Annotated in this window: 15 protein-coding genes; 13 read left to right on the forward strand and 2 right to left on the reverse strand. The window is 65.4% G+C overall.

What is annotated here, in order from left to right:
• Positions 1 to 31: 31 nt before the first annotated feature.
• From K0F86_RS02020 to K0F86_RS02080, 13 genes are all read left to right on the forward strand, one after another.
• Positions 32 to 1471, forward strand: a complete 1440-nt coding sequence (locus tag K0F86_RS02020; protein ID WP_219132702.1) for an IgA Peptidase M64 — start codon at positions 32 to 34, stop codon at positions 1469 to 1471.
• Positions 1472 to 1898: 427 nt separating this feature from the next.
• A complete protein-coding gene (locus tag K0F86_RS02025) occupies positions 1899 to 2084 on the forward strand; it encodes a hypothetical protein (protein WP_219132703.1) in 186 nt (61 codons plus the stop codon).
• Positions 2081 to 2866: an enoyl-ACP reductase FabI gene (gene fabI / locus K0F86_RS02030; protein WP_219132704.1), complete on the forward strand. Its 786-nt coding sequence runs from the start codon at positions 2081 to 2083 to the stop codon at positions 2864 to 2866. Before K0F86_RS02025 ends, fabI begins: the two co-directional genes overlap by 4 nt.
• A gap of 10 nt (positions 2867 to 2876) precedes the next feature.
• Complete coding sequence (locus tag K0F86_RS02035) at positions 2877 to 4328, forward strand: efflux transporter outer membrane subunit (protein ID WP_219132705.1); 1452 nt, start codon at positions 2877 to 2879, stop codon at positions 4326 to 4328.
• A gap of 18 nt (positions 4329 to 4346) precedes the next feature.
• Entirely contained in the window at positions 4347 to 5420 is a 1074-nt protein-coding gene (locus tag K0F86_RS02040; protein ID WP_219132706.1) for an HlyD family secretion protein, read from the forward strand.
• Between the two features lie 2 nt (positions 5421 to 5422).
• Positions 5423 to 8167: a ribosome-associated ATPase/putative transporter RbbA gene (rbbA, locus tag K0F86_RS02045; protein ID WP_219132707.1), complete on the forward strand. Its 2745-nt coding sequence runs from the start codon at positions 5423 to 5425 to the stop codon at positions 8165 to 8167.
• A gap of 4 nt (positions 8168 to 8171) precedes the next feature.
• Positions 8172 to 9296 carry an ABC transporter permease gene (locus K0F86_RS02050; RefSeq protein WP_219132708.1) on the forward strand — a complete coding sequence of 375 codons (1125 nt, stop codon included), beginning with the start codon at positions 8172 to 8174 and terminating at the stop codon, positions 9294 to 9296.
• A gap of 49 nt (positions 9297 to 9345) precedes the next feature.
• Positions 9346 to 11622, forward strand: a complete 2277-nt coding sequence (locus tag K0F86_RS02055) for a DUF3141 domain-containing protein (RefSeq protein WP_219132709.1) — start codon at positions 9346 to 9348, stop codon at positions 11620 to 11622.
• A gap of 9 nt (positions 11623 to 11631) precedes the next feature.
• A complete protein-coding gene (locus tag K0F86_RS02060; protein WP_219132710.1) occupies positions 11632 to 13047 on the forward strand; it encodes a bifunctional enoyl-CoA hydratase/phosphate acetyltransferase in 1416 nt (471 codons plus the stop codon).
• Complete coding sequence (locus K0F86_RS02065) at positions 13044 to 14264, forward strand: acetate/propionate family kinase (RefSeq protein WP_219132711.1); 1221 nt, start codon at positions 13044 to 13046, stop codon at positions 14262 to 14264. The genes K0F86_RS02060 and K0F86_RS02065 overlap by 4 nt, the downstream gene beginning before the upstream one ends.
• Before the next feature lie 216 nt (positions 14265 to 14480).
• A complete protein-coding gene (locus K0F86_RS02070) occupies positions 14481 to 14957 on the forward strand; it encodes a hypothetical protein (protein WP_219132712.1) in 477 nt (158 codons plus the stop codon).
• A 165-nt stretch (positions 14958 to 15122) separates the two neighbouring features.
• Positions 15123 to 17459 (forward strand): zinc metalloprotease, encoded by a 2337-nt coding sequence (locus tag K0F86_RS02075; protein WP_257571947.1) that lies wholly within the window; start codon positions 15123 to 15125, stop codon positions 17457 to 17459.
• Between the two features lie 34 nt (positions 17460 to 17493).
• Positions 17494 to 17841: a hypothetical protein gene (locus K0F86_RS02080; RefSeq protein WP_219132713.1), complete on the forward strand. Its 348-nt coding sequence runs from the start codon at positions 17494 to 17496 to the stop codon at positions 17839 to 17841.
• Here K0F86_RS02080 and K0F86_RS02085 read toward each other — a convergent pair.
• The gene (locus tag K0F86_RS02085) at positions 17838 to 18026 is read right to left on the reverse strand and encodes a helix-turn-helix transcriptional regulator (protein ID WP_219132714.1); all 189 of its coding nucleotides are present in this window, start codon (positions 18024 to 18026) and stop codon (positions 17838 to 17840) included. The two genes, K0F86_RS02080 and K0F86_RS02085, sit on opposite strands and share 4 nt — an antisense overlap.
• A 185-nt stretch (positions 18027 to 18211) precedes the next feature.
• The gene (gene parC / locus K0F86_RS02090; protein WP_219132715.1) at positions 18212 to 20566 is read right to left on the reverse strand and encodes a DNA topoisomerase IV subunit A; all 2355 of its coding nucleotides are present in this window, start codon (positions 20564 to 20566) and stop codon (positions 18212 to 18214) included.
• Positions 20567 to 20607: the final 41 nt, after the last annotated feature.

The raw sequence follows: 20607 nt of genomic DNA on the forward strand, positions 1-20607 counted from the left end.
TTACCCGTTTTTCTACCGTGTCAGGAATGAAATGCAGCAGACCCCGATTCGATCCTTCCTCTGCGCGCTGGCGCTGGCCGCCGGCATCGTCCCTGCCGCGCAGGCTGCCGGTGCCGCCCAGCCGGCCACCATGCGCCTCGATTACCAGCACAGCGGCAATGCGCTGGGCGAGCATTATGCGGTCGAGCGCGTGCTGGTCGAACCCTTGCCATGGCCGGGCAATCTGGCGCGTCCCATCGATGACAGCAACCGCGGCAACAACCTGCTGGAAGTGGTCGATATCCAGTCGGGCAAGGTGCTGTATTCGCGCGGCTTCTCCACCATTTTCGGTGAATGGGCCAGCACCGACGAAGCGAAAACCACCACGCGCGCGTTCCAGGAATCCGTGCGTTTCCCGCAGCCCGAGCACCCCGTGCGCGTGCGCATTCTCAAGCGCGACGAACGCGGCCTGTTTTCCATTGTGTGGAGCACCGATGTCGATCCGGCGGCGCAGGACGTGATCCGCAAGCAGCCGCCGGCGCCCGTCAAGCCGATCCCGATCCGCATCAGTGGCCCCTCGTCCGGGAAGGTCGACCTGCTGATCATGGGCGACGGCTACACGGCCGCCGAAATGGGCAAGTTCGAAGCGACGGCGCGGAAATTGGCCGAGCACCTGTTTACGGTGTCGCCGTTCCGCGAGCGGGCCAATGACTTCAACGTGTGGGCCATGGCCGCGCCGACGCAGGAATCGGGCGTGTCGCGTCCATCGACGGGCGTGCACCATGCGTCGCCGCTGGGCACGCGCTACGATATTTTCGGCAGCGAGCGTTATGTGCTGACGACGGACAACCGCGCCCTGCGCGACCTGGCGCAATACGCGCCGTATGAATTCATCGAAATCCTCGTCAACAACGACACCTACGGCGGTGGCGGCATCTTCGGCCAGTTCAGCACGGCGGCAGCCAACAACGACTGGGCCAATTACCTGTTCGTGCATGAATTCGGCCACCATTTCGCCGGCCTGGCCGACGAGTACTACACTTCGCCCGTGGCCTATCAGTCGAATGGCGAGCGGCAGGAACCGTGGGAGCCGAACGCCACGGCGCTGCGCGATCCGTCCAAACTGAAATGGCAGAGCCACGTCAAGGCGGGCACGCCGCTGCCGACGCCATGGCCGAAGGAAGCCTACGACAGCCATGCGCGCGAGTACCAGAAGCAGCGCGCCGCCCTGCGCGCGGCCAACCGCCCGGAAAGCGAGATGAGCGATTTGTTCAAGGCCGACCTGGCGTACACGCAGCAGCTGTTCTCGAAGGCGCCGCAGCGCCATGCTGTGGGCGCCTTCGAAGGCGCGAACTACGAGTCGTCCGGCTACTACCGGCCCGAGATGCAGTGCATCATGTTCGACCGCAGCGAGACCTTCTGCTCCGTATGCCAGGATGGCATCAGCACCATCATCGACCTGTATTCGCGTCCCGCGGCGCCGCGCCAATAATCCTTTCAGTGCAGTGCCGCAAGGCATGGTGGGCCATGTTGCAACGCAATAGCATGGTCCCCAGTTTTACCGTTCCCCGCCTTGCGCCTCGCGCCACGGCGCCGCGCAGCTTGTGTTTCAGGCAATCTCCCCTTCTTTTGCACGGCCGCTTTTCTATGCGCCAGCCCCGCGATATTATCAAATAAGCACCGCGATTCGATTGCTTATCAATTAGTTCATTTAAATAATATTGATGTAGAATTTGATGTATATCAATGTTGCATTGCCGCAATCGCACTTATAGTTGACCTAGCTCAAAACGATAAGCATGCGGACCGGACTCATCGCGAATCACGTATCTAAATGCTGTAGAGTAATTTTCGCCCCGTACCAGTTCCCTGAGAATGCACTGGTGCCGGCCTCGAATTTCAGTGACGGAAGCCGATTCATGAAGATGCAGACCCCCGCGCCTGACGCGTGCAATACCCTCCATCCCCACACACCGATTGCCTTGCCGTACGCGCGCGCAGGCGGCGTGACCCTTGCCATGAGCGCGGCCGCCATGCGCGCCGGCGCGGTGCGCTGCGTGCATGCGGCCACGCCGTGGCCCGCCCTGCGCCCAGTCCAGGCATGACGGCCGACTTGCGCCCACACTTGCCTTTGCAGGGCAAGCGGGGCCTGGTGGTGGGCATCGCCAACGCGCAAAGCATCGCCTGGGGCTGCGCCAGCGCATTGCGCGCGGCCGGCGCCGAACTGGCCGTGACCTGGCTCAATGACAAGGCGCGTCCGCATGTGGAACCGCTGGCGCAGCAAGTGCAGGCGGCCATCATGGCGCCGCTCGACGTGGCCGTGCCAGGCCAGCTCGAAGCGCTGTTTGCGCAGATCGAGCGGCAGTGGGGGCGGCTCGATTTCGTCGTCCATTCCATCGCTTACGCGCCCAAACAAGACTTGCATGGCCGCGTCACGGACAGTTCGGCTGACGGCTTCGCGCAGGCGATGGATATCTCGTGCCACTCCTTCATGCGCATGGCGAAGCTGGCCGAACCGCTGATGCCGGACGGCGGCAGCCTGATGACCATGAGTTACCTGGGCGCCGAGGAAGTCATCGCCGACTATGGCCTGATGGGGCCAGTGAAGGCGGCCCTGGAAGCATCGGTGCGCTACCTGGCGGCGGAACTGGGTCCGCAAGGCATCCGCGTCAATGCCATCTCGCCGGGGCCCCTGGAAACGCGGGCCGCTTCCGGCATTGCCCATTTCGACCGCCTGATGGCCGACGCCATCGAACGCTCGCCCATGCGCTGCCTGGCCACCATCGAGGACGTGGGCGCGCTGTGCGCCTTCCTCGCCGGCGACGGCGCGCGCGCCATCACGGGCGGCACCTTGTATGTCGATGGCGGCTACAACATTCTGAATTGACTGGAAGAAGATGATCATGCCTGTTCCCGCTTTATCTGCGTGCGCCAGGATGGCCGCGCTGGCCACTGCACTGGCCACCACGCTGGCCCTGGCCGGCTGCGCCTCGATGGCGCCGCCGTATGCGCCACCGCCGCTGCCCGTGGCGGCGCAGTATCCGGAAACCGATCCCGCCGGCGCGCACGCGGCGGACATCGCCTGGCAAGCCTACTTTGCCGACGCGCGCCTGCAGGCGCTGATTGCGCAGGCGCTGGCCAGCAACCGCGATATTCGCATCGCCGCCCTGCGCGTGGAAGAGGCGCGCGCCGCGTATGGCATCCAGCGCGCGGAACAATTCCCCACCATTGCGCTGGGCGCCTCCGGCAGCCGTGCGCGCGTGCCTGGTGACCTGAGCGTGACGGGCCGCCCCATGACGAGCGCGCAGTACCAGACGGGCTTGAACGTGAGCGCCTGGGAGCTCGATTTCTGGGGCCGCGTGCGCAGCCTGAAGGACAGCGCGCTGCAAACCCTGCTGGCCAGTGACGAGGCGCGCCGCGCCGTCAGCGTGGCCCTGGTGGCGCAGGTCGCCAATGGCTACCTGGGCCTGCGCGAACTCGATGAACGGGTGGCACTGGCGCGCGCCACGGTCGACAGCCGCGCCGAGTCGCTGCGCATCTTTACGCGTCGCTTCGAGGTCGGGTCGATTTCCAAGCTGGACCTGACGCAGGTGGAAACCCTGCTCAGCCAGGCCTTGTCGCTGTCGGCGCAGCTGGAGCAGGCGCGCGCCGTGCAGGCGCACGCGCTGGCCCAGCTGGTGGGCGGCCCGGTCGACCTGACTCCGGACACGCGCCGCTTCGACGACGCCAGCGTGCTGCAGCCGCTGCATGCGGGCCTGTCCTCGGCCTTGCTCACGCAGCGTCCCGACCTGATGGCGGCCGAGCATCAACTGCGCGCCGCGCAAGCCAATATCGGCGCCGCGCGCGCCGCCTTCTTTCCCACCATTTCGCTGACGGCCGCTTACGGCACGGCCAGCGCGGAATTGAGCGGCCTGTTCGACTCGGGCAGCGGCGCCTGGAATTTCGCGCCGCGCCTGGTGCTGCCGATCTTTGACGCGGGCCGCATCCGCGCCAACATGGACCTGGCCGAGGTACGCCGCGACGTGGCCGTGGCCAATTATGAAAAGAGCGTGCAGGGCGCGTTTCGCGAAGTGGCCGATGCGTTGTCGAACCGGCGCTGGCTGGCGCTGCAGGTCGACATCGGCAAGACCACGCTGGCCGCGCAGAGCGAACGCGCGCGCCTGGCCAAGCTGCGCTATGACAATGGCGCCGCGCCCTACCTGGAAGTGCTCGATGCGCAGCGCGACCTGCTGACGGTCGAGCAGCAACTGGTGCAGACGCGCCGCGCGCTGCTCTCCAGCCAGGTCAGCCTGTATGCGGCCCTGGGCGGTGGCGCGCCCGCCGCCTCTGCCGCCGCTTCCACCCACTAATTTGATCGCCCCGATACCATGACTCCACAACTGAAGAAAAAACTCATCCCCGCGGCACTCGTCGTGGCCGTTCTCGTGCTGGGCTATGTGGCCTGGCAAAAAATGCGTCCCACCGGCCCCGGTGAGGGTTTTGTCAGCGGCAATGGCCGCATCGAAGCGACGGAAATCGACGTCGCCACCAAGCTGGCCGGCCGCGTCAAGGAGATCCTCGTGCGCGAGGGCGACTTCGTCAAGGCGGGGCAGCCGCTGGCCACCATGCAGGTGGACTCGTTGACGGCCCAGCGCGACGAGGCGCGCGCGCGCCAGCAGCAGGCGTCCGACGCGGTGGTCGGCGCGCAGGCGCAGGTGGCCGTGCGCGAGAGCGACAAGGCGGCCGCGCTGGCCCTGGTGGCGCAGCGTGAAAGCGAACTCGATGCGGCCCGCCGCCGCCTGGCCCGCTCGGAAACCTTGTCGAAAGAGGGCGCTTCCTCGGTGCAGGAACTCGACGACGACCGCGCCCGCGTGCGCAGCGTGGCCGCGGCCCTGAATGCGGCCAAGGCGCAGGTGACTGCGGCGCAGGCGGCCATCGACGCGGCCAAGGCGCAAGTGGTGGGTTCGCGTTCGGCCGTGACGGCCGCCGAGGCGACCACCGCGCGCATCGACGCCGACCTGGCCGATGGCCAGCTGGCGGCGCCGCGCGACGGCCGCGTGCAATACCTGGTGGCGCAGCAGGGCGAAGTGCTGGCTGGTGGTGGCAAGGTGCTCAACCTGGTCGACCTGTCGGACGTCTACATGACCTTTTTCCTGCCCGAGACGGCGGCCGGCAAGGTGGCGATGGGCGGCGAAGTGCGCATCATCCTCGATGCGGCGCCCAATTACGTGATTCCGGCGACGATCTCGTTTGTCGCCGCCAGCGCGCAGTTCACGCCGAAGACGGTGGAAACGGCCAGCGAGCGCCAGAAGCTGATGTTCCGCGTGAAAGCGCAGATCAGCCGCGAGCTGCTGCAAAAGCATCTGGCTTTGGTAAAAGTGGGCTTGCCCGGCGTAGCCTGGGTGCGTCTCGATGCAAAGCAGGCATGGCCGGCTGAACTGACGGCCAAGGTCCCGCAGTGACCATGGACGTGACCCCATTTGTCGTCAGTATCAAGGGCGTCAGCCAGCATTACGGCAAGACGGTGGCGCTCGACGCCATCGACCTCGATGTGCCGGCCGGCTGCATGGTGGGCTTGATCGGGCCCGATGGCGTGGGCAAATCGAGCCTGCTGTCGCTGGTGGCCGGCGCGCGCGCCGTGCAGCAGGGCAGCGTGATGGCGCTGGGCGGCGACATGCGCGATGCGCGCCATCGCGACGATGTCTGTCCGCGCATCGCCTACATGCCGCAAGGCCTGGGCAAGAATCTGTATCCGACTTTGTCTGTCGAGGAAAACCTGCAGTTTTTCGCGCGCCTGTTCGGCCACGATGCCGCCGAACGCCGGCGCCGCATCGACCAGCTGACCCGCAGCACGGGCTTGCACCCGTTCCTGGCGCGCCCGGCGGGCAAGCTGTCGGGCGGCATGAAGCAGAAACTGGGCCTGTGCTGCGCGCTGATCCACGATCCCGACCTGCTCATTCTCGATGAGCCGACCACCGGCGTCGATCCGCTGGCGCGCGCCCAGTTCTGGGACCTGATCGCCGGCATTCGCGTGCAGCGCCCGCAAATGAGCGTGATGGTCGCCACCGCCTACATGGACGAGGCGCAGCGCTTCGATTGGTTAGTAGCCATGGATGACGGCAAGGTGCTTGATACGGGCACGCCGGCCGAACTGCTGGCGCGCACGCAAAGCGACAACCTGGAGGCGGCCTTCATCAAGCTGCTGCCGGAAGCCAAGCGCGCAGGCCACCAGCCCGTGGTCATCACGCCGCTGGACGCGGCCAGCGCGCAGGACGTCGCCATCGAGGCGAAGGATCTGACCATGCGCTTCGGCGATTTCACGGCCGTCGACCATGTGAATTTCCGCATCGGTCGCGGCGAGATCTTCGGCTTTCTCGGCTCGAATGGCTGCGGCAAGTCGACCACCATGAAGATGCTCACGGGCCTGCTGCCGGCAACGGAAGGCAAGGCCTGGCTGTTCGGCAAGGAAGTCGATTCCAGCGATATCGACACGCGCCGCAGGGTCGGTTACATGTCGCAGGCATTTTCCCTGTACAGCGAACTGACGGTGCGCCAGAACCTGGTGCTGCATGCGCGCCTGTTCCACGTGCCGGAAGCGGAAATCGCCGCGCGCATCGACGAAATGGCGCAGCGCTTCGACTTGCGCGAAGTGATGGACGACCTGCCCGACAGCCTGCCGCTGGGCATACGCCAGCGTTTGTCGCTGGCCGTGGCCATGGTGCACAAGCCGGAAATGCTGATCCTCGACGAGCCCACGTCCGGCGTCGACCCGATCGCGCGCGACAATTTCTGGCGCCTGATGATCGAGCTGGCGCGGCGCGACCGCGTCACCATCTTTATCTCCACCCACTTCATGAACGAGGCCGAGCGCTGCGACCGCATCTCGCTGATGCACGCGGGTAAAGTGCTGGTCAGCGATGCACCGGCCGAACTGGTACGCAAGAAGGGGGCACCGTCGCTGGAAGCGGCCTTCATCGCCTACCTGGAAGAGGCGGGCGGCGGCACGGCGCCGGCGGAGCAGGAAAGCGAGGTGCCCGCGCAGAAGGCTGAAGTGGCCGCACCGCAGCAGGAACACCGGCGCAGCCGCTTCAGTCTTGGGCGCATGCTCAGCTACATGTGGCGCGAAACGCTGGAATTGCGGCGCGACCCCGTGCGCCTGACCCTGGCGCTGGGCGGCTCCGTGCTGCTGCTGTTCGTCATCGGATTCGGCATCAGCCTGGATGTGGAAGACCTCAGTTATGCGGTGCTCGACCACGACCAGACCACCCTGAGCCAGAATTACACGAACAACCTGGCCGGTTCGCGCTACTTCGTCGAGCGCCCGCCGCTGCGCGACTATGCCGATATCGACAAGCGCATGCGCAGCGGCGAACTGTCGCTGGCCATCGAGATTCCGCCCGGCTTTGCGCGCGACGTGCAGCGCGGCGCACCAGCCCAGGTGGGCGCCTGGATCGACGGCGCCATGCCGATGCGCGCCGAAACCGTGCAGGGCTACGTGCAGGGCATGCATCAGCTGTGGCTGGCCGACCAGGCCCTGCACCGCTATGGCATCAAGATGAACAATCCCGTCGCCATCCAGACGCGCTACCGCTACAACCCGGATGTGAAAAGCCTGCCGGCCATGGTGCCGGCCGTGATTCCCCTGCTGCTGCTGATGCTGCCGGCCATGCTGGCGGCGCTGTCCGTGGTGCGTGAAAAGGAACTCGGCTCCATCATCAACCTGTATGTGACGCCCGTCACGCGCCTGGAATTCTTGCTCGGCAAGCAGGTGCCGTACGTCGTGCTGGCCATGTTCAACTTCGCCCTCATGGCGCTGCTGGCGGTCACCGCCTTCGGTGTGCCGGTCAAGGGCAGCTTGCTGACCTTGATCGGCGCCACCTTCATCTTCAATATCTGCGCCACCGGCATCGGCCTGTTCGCCTCGACGTTTACGCGCAGCCAGATCGCGGCCCTGTTCGTGACCATGATCGGCACCATGATCCCGGCCATCCAGTTTTCCGGCCTGCTCAATCCCGTCTCGTCGATGGAAGGCGTGGGCAAGGCGATCGGCCTGATGTATCCGGCCACGCACATGCTCAATATCAGCCGCGGCGTGTTCAACAAGGCGCTGGGCTTTGGCGACCTGCACGCCTCGTTCTGGCCCCTGCTCGTGGCGATCCCCGTGATCCTCGGCGTGACGGTGGCGCTGCTGAAGAAACAGGAGTCGTAAGCGTATGCGCCATCTTGAAAATATCTACCGCCTGGGCGTGAAGGAAATCTGGAGCCTGATCCGCGATCCGATGATGCTGATCCTGATCCTCTACACCTTCACTTTGGCCATCTACGTGGCCGCCACAGCCAAGCCGGAAACCCTGCACATGGCGTCGATCGCCATCGTCGACGAGGATGGCTCGCCGCTGTCCGGGCGCATCGCCTCGGCCTTCTTCCCGCCGCAGTTCACGCCGCCGGCCATGATCAACCAGAGCCAGGTCGATGCGGGCCTGGACGCGGGCCGGTACACCTTCGTGCTGACGATCCCGCCCAAGCTGCAGGCGGACGTGCTGGGCGGGCGCCAGGCGGAGCTGCAACTGAACGTGGACGCCACGCGCATGAGCCAGGCCTTCAGCGGCAGCGGCTACATCCAGCAGATCGTCGCCGGTGAAATATCCGAATTCGCCAAACGCTATCGCGGCGCGACGGTCTCGCCGGTGGAGCTGGTGATGCGCGCGCGCTTCAACCCATCGCTGAGCCAGGCGTGGTTTGGCTCGCTGATGGAGCTCATCAACCAGGTGACGATGCTGTCGATCATTTTGACGGGGGCGGCGCTGATCCGCGAGCGCGAACACGGCACCATCGAGCATTTGCTGGTGATGCCCGTGACGCCGGCCGAAATCATGCTGGGCAAGGTCTGGTCGATGGGCCTGGTGGTGCTGCTGGCTGCCGCCCTGTCGCTGAACTTGGTGGTGCGCGGCATGCTGCACGTGCCGATCGAAGGCTCGATCGCGCTGTTCCTGTGCGGCGCGGCCCTGCACCTGTTTGCCACCACCTCGATGGGCATTTTTCTCGCCACCGTGGCGCGCAGCATGCCGCAGTTCGGCATGCTGCTGATCCTCGTGCTGCTGCCGCTGCAGATGCTCTCGGGCGGCAGCACGCCGCGCGAAAGCATGCCCGAACTGGTGCAGAACATCATGCTGATCGCACCGACCACGCATTTCGTCGAACTGAGCCAGGCGATCCTGTACCGGGGCGCCGGCATCGACGTGGTATGGAAACCGTTCCTGGCCCTGCTGGCCATCGGCACGGCCCTGTTTACCTTCGCGCTGGCGCGCTTTCGCAAGACCATCAGCCAGATGGCGTAGCCCCCCGCGCCGGAATGGTCCGGCGTTTTTTTGCATGAAAAGGATAGCCATGAAGATCGAAACTGCACCATTTTTCTCCACCGGCGGCTTGCCGTCGCTGGGCGTGCTGGGCGACTATGCGCGCGACTCGTGGCAGCGCATCGTGCTGTACGCGGACGTGATGCGCCGGCGCGGCAACCAGTACCAGGAGCACATGGCCGAGGAAGTGCCGAACGTGCTGGACTTCCCCGCCGAACTGGTGATGTCGGGCCTGGAACTGGCGCGTCCCGTCAACTACGGCCTGGCGCGCATCCTGACGCCCGATGCGCCGGAACCCGATCCATCGAAGCGGCCATTCGTCGTCGTCGACCCGCGCGCCGGCCATGGTCCCGGCATCGGCGGCTTCAAGGCCGAGAGCGAAATCGGCGTGGCCCTGCGCGCCGGCCATCCGTGCTACTTCATCGGCTTCCTGCCCGATCCCGTGCCGGGACAGACGGTGGAAGACGTGATGCACGCCGAGGCGGCCTTCCTGGAAAAAGTCATCGCCCTGCATCCGCTCAGCGAGGGCAAGCCCGTCGTCATCGGCAATTGCCAGGCGGGCTGGCAAATCCTCATGACGGCGGCCATGCGCCCGGAGCTGTTCGGCCCAATCATCGTGGCCGGCGCGCCCGTGTCGTACTGGGCCGGCTGGCATGGCCGCAATCCGATGCGCTATGCGGGTGGCCTGATGGGCGGCAGCTGGGCCACGGCCCTGGCGGGCGACCTGGGCAAGGGCCGTTTCGACGGCGCCAGCCTGGTGCAGAATTTCGAGAAGCTGAACCCGGCCAACACCCTGTGGAGCAAGCAGTACAACCTGTACGCGAACATCGATACGGAAGCGCCCCGTTATCTGGAATTTGAAAAATACTGGGGCGGTCACGTGTTCCTCAACGACGTCGAGATGCAGTACATCGTCGACAATCTGTTCATCGGCAACCGCCTGGCCACGGCGGAGTTGATCACTTCCGATGGCGTGCGTCTGGACTTGCGCAATATCCGTTCGCCCATCGTCGTATTCTGCTCGAACGGCGACAACATCACGCCGCCGCCGCAGGCGCTGGGCTGGATCACGGACCTGTACCGCGACGACAACGATGTGCTGCTGCACGACCAGACCATCGTGTATGCCGTGCATGACAGCATCGGCCACCTGGGCATTTTCGTCTCGGCCAAGGTGGGGCACAAGGAACACCAGAAATTCGCCAGCAATATCGACCTGATCAACCTGCTGCCGGCCGGCATCTACGAAGCGCGGATCGTCGACAAGACGCCCGATACGCCGAACGCGGACCTGGCCAGCGGCGACTACGTGCTGCAGGTCGAGCATCGCGGCATCGAGGATGTGCGCGCCATCGTGCAGCCCAGCGTGGAAAATGACCGCAAGTTCGCCGCCGCCGCGCGCGTGTCCGAAGTGAACCTGGCTTTGTACCGCACGTTTGCGCAGCCGTGGGTGCGCGCCATGGTCACGCCGCAGTCGGCGCGCTTCCTGCAGCTCACGCATCCGCTGCGCGTCTCGTACGAGCGCTGGACGGACCACAATCCGCTGGCCAAGCTGGTGGCCAAGGAGGCGGAAAAAGTGCGCGCTCAGCGCCAGCCGGTGGCGCCGGACAACCCGCTGCTGGCCATGCAGGAAGCCATTTCCGGCGCCATCACGGCCGGCTTGAACAGCTGGCGCGACTGGCGCGATACGGTGCAGGAAACCACTTTCGACATGATTTATGGCTCACCCCTGGTGCAGGCGCTGACGGGACAAGCCCTCGGCGACACCACGCCGCCGCGCCCGCATCCCGGTATCTCGCCCGAGCATTGCGAATACGTGCGTTGCGAAACGCGCAAGATGGACGAGGACATGCAGCATGGGGGCCTGGTGGAGGCGGCCGTGCGCGCGCTGTTCTACATCTACCGCTTCCGCATGATCGCCGACGAGCGCCGCGTCAACCTGGCCCTCAAATTGGTCAAGCCGCAGTACACGCAGGGCTTCAGCATGGAAGAATTCCGCGGCATCGTGCGCCAGCAGGCGCGTTTGATGCTGCATGATTTCGATGCCGCCATCGCCGCCTTGCCGACTTTGCTGTCGCGTGCGGAACCGGATGCCATCGGCGCGCTGGGCGAATGGCTGCAGCAAGTGCTGCAAGTGCCCGAAGCGCCGACGCCGGACGAGGAAGCGAGCCTGCAGCAAATGCTGGCGGTATTCGAGCGTGCGATCAAGGCGCACGCGAAGGCGCTGCCACCGGCCGTGCATGCATCTCAAACTGCGTCCCAGCCTGCTATCCAGGCCAAACCTGCCAAAAACACTACCTCTGCCTAGAAGACCATGATGACTACCACCCAAGACGATGATTTGCATATCGTGCGTAACCGCACCTTCGACCAGATCGCCATCGGCGACACCGCCAGCATCACGCGCACCCTGAGCATGGACGATATCGCCCTGTTCGCGGTGATGTCGGGCGATGACAACCCGCAGCACCTGGATGCCGAATTTGCCGCCTCCAGCCGCTACCAGGGCGTCATCGCGCACGGCATGTGGGGCGCGGCCCTCATTTCGGCCGTGCTGGGCACGCGCCTGCCCGGCGCCGGCACCGTCTACACGGGCCAGACCCTGCGTTTCCTGCAGCCCGTGCGCGTGGGCGATACGCTGGCCATCAGCGTTACCGTCACCGCGCGCGAGCCGCGCAACCGCCACGTGACCCTGGCCTGCCGCTGCGTCAACCAGCATGGCGCCGTGGTGCTCGACGGCGAAGCGCAGGTGATCGCGCCCGCCGAACAGATCGAACGCAAGCGCGCCACTCTGCCCGAAGTGCGCCTGCATAACGGCGACGGCACGCGGCGCCTGCTGGAACACGCGCGCACGCTGGGTCCGATCCGGGTCGCCGTGATCCACCCGTGCGATGAACTGAGCCTGGCGGGCGCGCTCGACGCCCATGCGGCCGGTCTGATCACGCCCGTGCTGGTGGCGCCGCGCGCGCGCCTGGAAGCGGTGGCGTTGGAAGCGGGCCTGAGCCTGGAAGGCATCGCCATCGAAGACGTAGAACATAGCCATGCGGCCGCCGCGCGCGGCGCCGAACTGGCGGGCAAGGGCGAAGTCGAGGCGCTGATGAAGGGCAGCCTGCACACGGATGAACTGATGTCGGCCGTGCTGGCCGCCAGCGCCGGCCTGCGCACCAAGCGCCGCATCAGCCACTGCTTCCTGATGCAGACGCCCGCCTATCCGCGTCCTTTCATCATCACGGATGCGGCCATCAATATCGCGCCGAACCTGGCCATGAAGGCCGACATCGTGCGCAACGCCATCGACCTGGCGCACGTGATCGGCGTGGCCTGCCCGCGCGTGGCCATCCTGGCCGCCGTGGAAACGGTGAACGCGGACATGCCGGCCACGCTGGACGCGGCCGCCCTGTGCAAGATGGCCGACCGCGGCCAAATCACGGGGGCGATCCTCGATGGCCCGCTGGCCTTCGACAACGCCGTGTCGATCGCCGCCGCCACCGTCAAGGGCATCGTCTCCGAGGTGGCGGGCCGCGCCGATATTTTGCTGGTGCCCGACCTGGAAAGCGGCAACATGCTGGCCAAGCAGCTTGAATACATGGGTGATGCGGACAGCGCCGGCATCGTGCTGGGCGCGAAAATCCCCGTCATCCTCACCAGCCGCGCCGATTCGCGCGCCAGTCGCATCGCCTCGTGCGCCATCGCCGTGATGCTGGCCAATCATTACCGGAGCACGCCGCCATGAACGCACCCGTCCAACATGCCGCCGATGGCGCCCTGATCCTGGTGCTCAATTGCGGCTCGTCGAGCATCAAGTTCGCCCTGTTCGAGCAAGCGGACGGCGTGCTGCCGCAGCAGGCGCAATGGGGTGGCAAGGTCGAAGGTATCGGCCGCGAAAACGCCACTTACCGCGCCGGCGGCCTGCCGGCGGTCGCCTTGCAGCTGGACCCTGAACAACCGCATCACGCGGCGCTCGAATACATCCGCGCGCAAGTGGTGGCGCAGCTGGACGGGCGTCCGCTGCGCGCCGTGGCGCATCGCGTGGTGCATGGCGGCAGCAAGTATTTCGCCCCCGTGCGCATCGATGCCAAGGTGCTGGCTGACCTGAAAAGTTTTGTGCCGCTCGCGCCGCTGCACCAGCCGTTCGCGCTGGAGGCGATCGAGGTGCTGCTCGAATCGCGCCCCGACATCGCCCAGGTGGCGTGCTTCGACACGGCCTTCCACCACACGGTGCCGCAGGTCGAGCAGATGCTGGCCCTGCCTTACGATGCGTGGGAGCGGGGCTTGCGCCGCTATGGCTTCCACGGCCTGTCGTACGAATACCAGTCGCTGGTGCTGGAGCAGCGTTTTGGCGCTGTCGCGCGCGGCAAGGTCATCGTGGCCCACCTGGGTAGCGGCGCCAGTCTGTGCGCCATGGAGCACCTGCACAGCGTGGCCACCACGATGGGCTTTTCCGCGCTCGACGGCCTGATGATGGGCACGCGCTGCGGTTCGCTCGATCCGGGCGCCGTGATCTACCTGATGGAAATCGAAAAACTGTCGCTGGAAAAAGTGGCGCATGTGCTGTACCACGAGTCGGGCTTGCTGGGCGTGTCGGGCGTGTCGGCCGATCCGCCGGTGCTGCTGGCGCAGCAGGACCGGCAGGATGCCACGGGCGAACGCATCCGCGCCGCGCTGGCCCTGTATATCCGCCGCATCGTGCGTGAAATCGGCGCCCTGACGGCCGTGCTCGGTGGGCTGGACATGCTGGTGTTTACGGCCGGTATCGGCGAGCATAGCGCCGAACTGCGCCAGCGCATCTGCGCCGAACTGGGTTTTATCGGCCCCGTGCTCGATGTTCAGGCCAATGCGCGCAACGCCAGCCGTATTTCCACCGATGCCAGCCGCATCGTGGTGGGCGTGGAACCGGCCAATGAAGAGTGGGTGGCGGCGCGCCATGCGGCGCTGGCCGTGGGCGCATGAGGATCTGAAGCGGCAGGCGGCGCTCGATGAGAAATTTTGCCGAATTGCACATATTTCTCGTTGAGTGCGCTACCGCACTGTGTGGTTTGCCAATTATCTTTACTATGAAGTCATGCCATTGCGCTACATCAAAAAACAGCGCGATGCCTGGCAAACTTTGAACATTTTGCCCGCCTTTAGTAAGAATAAAATTAAACCATATTGAAAGGTCTCATCATGAACAAATTACTCGCCGCCCTGATCGCCACCCTGTTTGCTACCGCCGCCTTCGCTCAAACCGCGCCGGCTACCGAAGCTGTCGTGAAAGCCCAGGCTTCCGCGCAAAAAGATGTCAACAAGGCTGCCGCTTCGGAAGCCAAAGTCGATGCCAAGGCTGACGCCAACGTCGCCAAGGCTGAAATGAAGGCTGACGAAAAGAAAGCCGACGCCCATCACAAGGCCAATAAAACCAAGGCCAAGGCTCACGACAAAGTCGTCAGCGCCGATGCGGAAGACAAGCTGAAAGCGGAAGCCAAGGCCGATAAAACCGATGCCAAGGCCGATGCGAAAGCCACCAAGACGGCCGTGAAAGCGAACGCCAAGGTCGCCAAGGAAAAAGTGGAAGCGAACGCCGATAAAGCCCTCGCCGCCACCAAGACGGCAGAAACCAAGGCCAAAGCCGACGCTGAAGTCAAGGCCGCCGCCGCCAAGTAATTCCCCGTTTGCGGGCCACGGCCTGCAAGCCCCAAAGACAGCTTCGGCTGTCTTTTTTTTCGTCTGCCACTTTTCTTTGGCACCGCTTGCCAGTCTTGATCTGGCGCAAATGCTCCTCTTTTCGCCGTGCCATAGTGAACTGGCAAACAGACGAAGGGAGACATCATGAGCACCGCTAAAACGAAAAAATCACCGGCCACCGGTTCAGCGGAAGGCGCGCCAGCCATGTCCGCCATGCAGTCCATGCCGGTCGAAGGCGACGTGCAGGCCGACGCCGATGCGGCCGGCGGCGACGCCATGCCAGGGCCGCGCCTGGGCGTGTCGTACGCGGATCAGGCGGCGCTCACCCAGGGCGCGGCCGCCGCGCATACCGGCGACATGCCGGGCGGCGGCATGCAGCAGGCATCGCAGGGCATGGCAGGCGCCAGTTGCATGCACGTGGGCGATGGCGGCGGCATGGGGGGCGACCGCGATGACGGGGGAGGCGGAGGCGGTGCAGGTGGCATGGGCGGTGGAGGTGAGCAGGGCGGCGGCACGCCGCAAGTGCGCACCTGCGCCACGATGGACGTGCATCGCCGCCTGCTGACCGAAGATCCCTCCTATGCGAACATACGCGCCGATATCGAAAACCTGGCCGGACTGTACGAGGGCGACAGCGGCATCGCCGGCCGTTCGGGCGTGACGCAGATACCGGTGGTGGTGCATGTGGTGTGGAACACGGCCGCGCAGAATATATCGGATGCGCAGATCGCCAGTCAGATCGACGTGCTGAACCGCGATTTCCGGCGCGTCAACCCGGATGTGAACAGCACGCCGGCGCCGTTCCTGCCGCTGACGTCCGATGCGCGCGTGGAATTCGCGCTGGCCACCACCGATCCGAACGGTGCGGCTAGCAGCGGCATCGAGCGGCGCCAGACGGCGGTGGCCTCGTTTGGCGCCGATGATGCCGTCAAGTCGCAGGCAACGGGCGGCATGGACGCCTGGCCGGCAGACAGTTACCTGAATATCTGGGTGTGCCAGCTGGGCGGCGGCTTGCTCGGTTACGCGCAGTTCCCCGGCGGCCCGGCCGCCACCGACGGCGTGGTGATCCTGCAATCGGCCTTCGGCACGAGCGGCACGGCGGCGCCGCCGTTCCACCTTGGGCGCACGGCCACGCATGAAATCGGCCACTGGCTGAACCTGAACCATATCTGGGGTGACGATGGCACCGGGTGCTCGGGCACGGACAATGTCGCCGACACGCCGAACCAGGGCGGGCCGAACACGGGCCAGCCTTCGTTCCCGCACATTTCCTGCAGCAACGGGCCGAATGGCGACATGTTCATGAACTACATGGATTATGTCGACGATCCCGCCATGTTCATGTTCACGGCGGGCCAGGTGGCGCGCATGCAGGCCTGCCTCGATGGTCCGCGCGCCAGCATCGGCACGGGAACGGGCGGCACGGGCGCCACGCCGCGCCAGAGTTCCTCGCCCGTCGTGGCCTGGGGCGCGAACCGCCTCGACGTCTTCGTGGTGGGCACGGACCGCGCGCTGTATCACAAGGCCTGGAATGGCTCGGCCTGGGCGCCATCGGTCACCGGCTATGAAGGGCAGGGTGGTATTTGTACCAGTGCGCCGCAAGTGGTCTCGTGGGCGCCGAACCGGCTCGATGTGTTCGTCACGGGCACCGACAGCGGTCTGTTTCACAAATCGTGGAATGGCACGGCGTGGGCGCCGTCCCTGACCGGTTATGAAGCGATGGGCGGCTTGTGCGTGGGTGACCCGCGCGCCGTGGCCTGGGGACCGAATCGCATCGACGTGTTTGTCGTCGGCACGGACCGCGGCCTGTATCACAAGTGGTGGAACGGCTCCGCCTGGGGGCCGTCCGTGACGGGCTATGAAGCCATAGGCGGTCTGTGCCTGGGCCAGCCGGAAGCGGTGGCGTGGGGACCGAACCGCCTGGACGTGTTCGTCATCGGCACGGACCGGGCCCTGTACCACAAGTGGTGGAACGGCACGGCCTGGGGACCATCGCTGACGGGCTACGAGCGCCTGGGGGGCATTTGCACCTCGTCGCCGAAGGCCGTGGCATGGGGACCGAACCGGCTCGACGTGTTCGTCACCGGTACCGATGGCGCGCTGTACCACAAGTGGTGGGATGGCGCGAAATGGGGGCCGTCCATCGATGGCTTCGAGCGCCTGGGCGGCATTTGCGTGGGCGAGGTGGAGGCCGTGTCGTGGGCGGCCAACCGGCTCGACCTGTTCGTCATCGGCACCGATAGCGCCCTGTATCACAAGGCCTGGAACGGCAGCGCCTGGAGTCCGTCGCTGACGGGCTTTGACAACCTGGGCGGCGTGTGCACCTCGCGTCCGCGCGCCACGGCCTGGGCGGCCAACCGCCTCGACGTGTTTGTCACGGGCACGAATGGCGCCCTGTTCCACAAGGCATGGAACGGCACGGCCTGGTCGCCCTCCGTGAGCGGCTATGAAAGCCTGGGCGGCGTGGTATCGTGTTTCTGACGTCAATGCGTCAATGCGTTAAACGGGAGGCGGCATGCACGGCATGACAACGGCATTGCCCAGCGGTAGCTGGACGCATTCCTTCGAGGAGGATGCGGACGGTATCGAGGTGTACCGGCCCACGGCCACCTTCGCCTTTCCTCCCAGTCGCAAGGGGCGCAAGGTGCTGGAGTTCGGCGCGCCCGCCGGCGCCATGGCGCAAGGGGAGGCGACATTGACGTCCATGGCGCCCGGCCCCGACGACCGTCCCCGCGCCGGTCCCGTTACCCGGCTGGTGCCCCTGGGCATGGGCCGCTATGCGTTCGGTGATGCCAGCGGGGCGCGGGACGTGATCGATATCGTCGAAGCCACGCCCGACGTGCTGCGCCTGGCGCGGCGTTAAGGCTGGCCGCGCAGTTTGCAGGCGAGCGCCGTGCGGTTGCCCACGCCGAGTTTCTGGTAAATCGCATGCAGCTGGTTGCGCACGGTGGCCGGCGACTTGCCCAATTCCCTGGCGATGCTTTTATACGGCAAGCCTTCGGCTGCCATGGCCGCCACCAGCCGCTCGGCCGGGGTCAGGCGCTGCATGGCGGCCTGCCTGAAACGGTGTTTGTCATACCTGCTCTCCTGTCCGTGTGCGGCATGCCGGTGGCATGCCTGCAGGGATAACGGGAGCACGGCGCCTATCTGTAAAATTATTTTGCCCTGCCGCCAGGTGCGACGGACGAAAAAAAAGACAGGCGAACCTGTCTTTTCGTATGGATCGATGGCGATCAGCCGATGGCCGCCATGGACACCGGTTTCAGCTTGGCCGCCAGCGCCTTGCCCTTCTTCGCGCGCTTGCCGAAATGCTCGGTCAGGGCCGTGGCGCCCAGCGACGCATCCTGCGGCTTCGACGCGCGGCCGATGCCCGAGACCACCACGCCGCGCTGGGTGATCGGCTGCACGGCCAGCAGCTTGTCCTTGGCATCGAGGTCGATCAGCTTGACGCCGGTGCCGCCCTTGGTCAGGGTTTTCATTTCATCGAGGCCGAACACCAGCAGGCGCGCGCCTTCCGTCAGGCAGGCCAGGGCGCTGGCCGCCTCGGGGATGACTTTCGGCGCCAGAGGCACGTCGCCATCGTCCAGGGTGATGAAGGCCTTGCCGCCTTTCAGGCGGCTGCTCATGTCGCCCGCCTTGGCGATGAAACCGTAGCCGGCGCTCGACGCCAGCAGCAAATTGGTGGCGCCATTGCCCGCAAAGTAGTGCAGGATGCGCACGGCGTTGCCCGGCGTGCCGCCGCTCAGGTCGCACAAGGTCGTGATCGGTACGCCGTCGCCGCGCGCGTTGGGCAGCGCCGAGACGGGAACCGAGTAAATCTTGCCGTTGTTGCCAAAGCCCAGCAAGGTATCGACCGTGCGGCATTCGAAGGCGCCATGCAGCGTGTCGCCCGCCTTGAAGGTGAATTGCGCCGCATCGTGGCCGATGCCGGTGCGCGCGCGCACCCAGCCTTTTTCGGAAATGATGACGGTGACCGGTTCATCGACCACCTTCTGTTCGGCCACGGCTTTTTGCGCTTCCTCGATCAGGGTGCGGCGCGCGTCGCCGAACTGCTTGGCGTCCGCTTCGATTTCGCGGATGATGGCGCGCTTCATCGAGCCCGGGTTGTCGAGCAGATCTTGCAGCGACTTTTCTTCCTTGCGCAGCTCGGCCAGCTCCTGCTGGATCTTGATCGTTTCCAGGCGCGCCAGCTGGCGCAAGCGGATTTCCAGGATATCGTCGGCCTGGCGCTCGGACAACTTGAATGCGTCGATCAGGGCCGCCTTCGGTTCATCCGAATTGCGGATGATCTGGATCACCTTGTCGATATTGAGCAGGATCGCTTCGCGCCCTTCCAGGATATGGATACGGTCCTTGACCTTGCCCAGTTTGTAGCCGGTGCGGCGCGTGACGGTCTCGAAGCGGAAATCGATCCACTCGCGCAGGATGTCGCCCAGCCCTTTCTGGCGCGGACGGCCATCGCCGCCTATCATCACCAGGTTGATCGAGGTCGACGATTCCAGCGAGGTGTGCGCCAGCAGCATCAGCATGAATTCCGTCTGGTCCTGGTTCTTCGATTTCGGCTCGAACACCAGGCGCACGGGCGCGGCGCGGCCCGATTCATCGCGGATGGTGTCGAGCGAATTGAGGATCAGCGCTTTCAGGGCCACCTGGTCCGGCGACAGCGCCTTCTTGCCCAGCTTGATCTTCGGATTCGTCAGCTCCTCGATTTCTTCCAGCACCTTTTGCGAGGAGGTGCCGGGCGGCAGTTCCGTCACGACGGCTTGCCATTGGCCGCGCGCCAGCTCCTCAATCTTCCAGCGCGCGCGCACCTTCATGCTGCCACGGCCGCTCGCATACATGTCGGCGATCTGCGATGGCGGCGTGATGATCTGGCCGCCGCCGGGGAAGTCGGGGCCGGGAATGATGGCCATCAGCTCGGCGTGCGTCATCTTCGGATCGCGGATCATGGCGACAGCCGCTTTCGCCACCTCCGCCAGATTGTGCGACGGGATTTCCGTCGCCAGGCCCACGGCGATGCCGGAGGCGCCGTTCAGCAGCACCATCGGCAGGCGCGCCGGCAGCAGCTTCGGTTCTTCCGTCGAACCGTCGTAGTTGGGCTGGAAATCCACCGTGCCCATGCCGATTTCATCCATCAGCAGCTTGGCGATCGGCGTCAGACGCGCTTCCGTGTAGCGCATGGCCGCGGCGCCGTCGCCGTCGCGCGAGCCGAAGTTGCCCTGGCCATCGATCAGCGGGTAGCGCAGCGAGAAATCCTGCGCCATGCGCACCAGCGCGTCGTACACGGACTGGTCGCCGTGCGGATGCAATTTACCCAGCACGTCGCCGACCACGGCCGCCGATTTGCGCGGCTTCGCCGTGGAATTCAAGCCCAGCTCATTCATCGCATACAGGATGCGGCGCTGCACGGGCTTCTGGCCGTCGCACACGTCGGGCAGGGCGCGGCCCTTGACGACGGAGATGGCGTAATCGAGATAGGCGCGCTCGGCAAAGGTGGACAGGGTCAGCGCTTCGCCGTCGAATACCGGTTCATCCGGCTCGATAGGCTCAGGCTGGGCATCGTCAAATAAATTGGTTTGTGTGGACATGGCGCTTGTTTCGGTGTTAAGTGGTTGCGGTTGAATTCGTG

It is taken from the genome of Janthinobacterium sp. UMAB-60, assembly GCF_900095235.1.
In the GTDB taxonomy this organism is placed as follows: Bacteria; Pseudomonadota; Gammaproteobacteria; order Burkholderiales; family Burkholderiaceae_D; genus Janthinobacterium.

What these genes read in the sequence shown, in the direction of transcription:
- parC (WP_219132715.1), bottom strand. Translation starts at nt 20,566, where the DNA reads ATGTCCACACAAACCAATTTATTTGACGATGCCCAGCCTGAGCCTATC.
- fabI (WP_219132704.1), top strand. Translation starts at nt 2,081, where the DNA reads ATGACGGCCGACTTGCGCCCACACTTGCCTTTGCAGGGCAAGCGGGGC.
- K0F86_RS02060 (WP_219132710.1), top strand. Translation starts at nt 11,632, where the DNA reads ATGACTACCACCCAAGACGATGATTTGCATATCGTGCGTAACCGCACC.
- K0F86_RS02085 (WP_219132714.1), bottom strand. Translation starts at nt 18,026, where the DNA reads ATGCAGCGCCTGACCCCGGCCGAGCGGCTGGTGGCGGCCATGGCAGCC.
- K0F86_RS02065 (WP_219132711.1), top strand. Translation starts at nt 13,044, where the DNA reads ATGAACGCACCCGTCCAACATGCCGCCGATGGCGCCCTGATCCTGGTG.
- K0F86_RS02050 (WP_219132708.1), top strand. Translation starts at nt 8,172, where the DNA reads ATGCGCCATCTTGAAAATATCTACCGCCTGGGCGTGAAGGAAATCTGG.
- K0F86_RS02020 (WP_219132702.1), top strand. Translation starts at nt 32, where the DNA reads ATGCAGCAGACCCCGATTCGATCCTTCCTCTGCGCGCTGGCGCTGGCC.
- K0F86_RS02080 (WP_219132713.1), top strand. Translation starts at nt 17,494, where the DNA reads ATGCACGGCATGACAACGGCATTGCCCAGCGGTAGCTGGACGCATTCC.
- K0F86_RS02025 (WP_219132703.1), top strand. Translation starts at nt 1,899, where the DNA reads ATGAAGATGCAGACCCCCGCGCCTGACGCGTGCAATACCCTCCATCCC.
- K0F86_RS02075 (WP_257571947.1), top strand. Translation starts at nt 15,123, where the DNA reads ATGAGCACCGCTAAAACGAAAAAATCACCGGCCACCGGTTCAGCGGAA.
- rbbA (WP_219132707.1), top strand. Translation starts at nt 5,423, where the DNA reads ATGGACGTGACCCCATTTGTCGTCAGTATCAAGGGCGTCAGCCAGCAT.
- K0F86_RS02040 (WP_219132706.1), top strand. Translation starts at nt 4,347, where the DNA reads ATGACTCCACAACTGAAGAAAAAACTCATCCCCGCGGCACTCGTCGTG.
- K0F86_RS02055 (WP_219132709.1), top strand. Translation starts at nt 9,346, where the DNA reads ATGAAGATCGAAACTGCACCATTTTTCTCCACCGGCGGCTTGCCGTCG.
- K0F86_RS02035 (WP_219132705.1), top strand. Translation starts at nt 2,877, where the DNA reads ATGATCATGCCTGTTCCCGCTTTATCTGCGTGCGCCAGGATGGCCGCG.
- K0F86_RS02070 (WP_219132712.1), top strand. Translation starts at nt 14,481, where the DNA reads ATGAACAAATTACTCGCCGCCCTGATCGCCACCCTGTTTGCTACCGCC.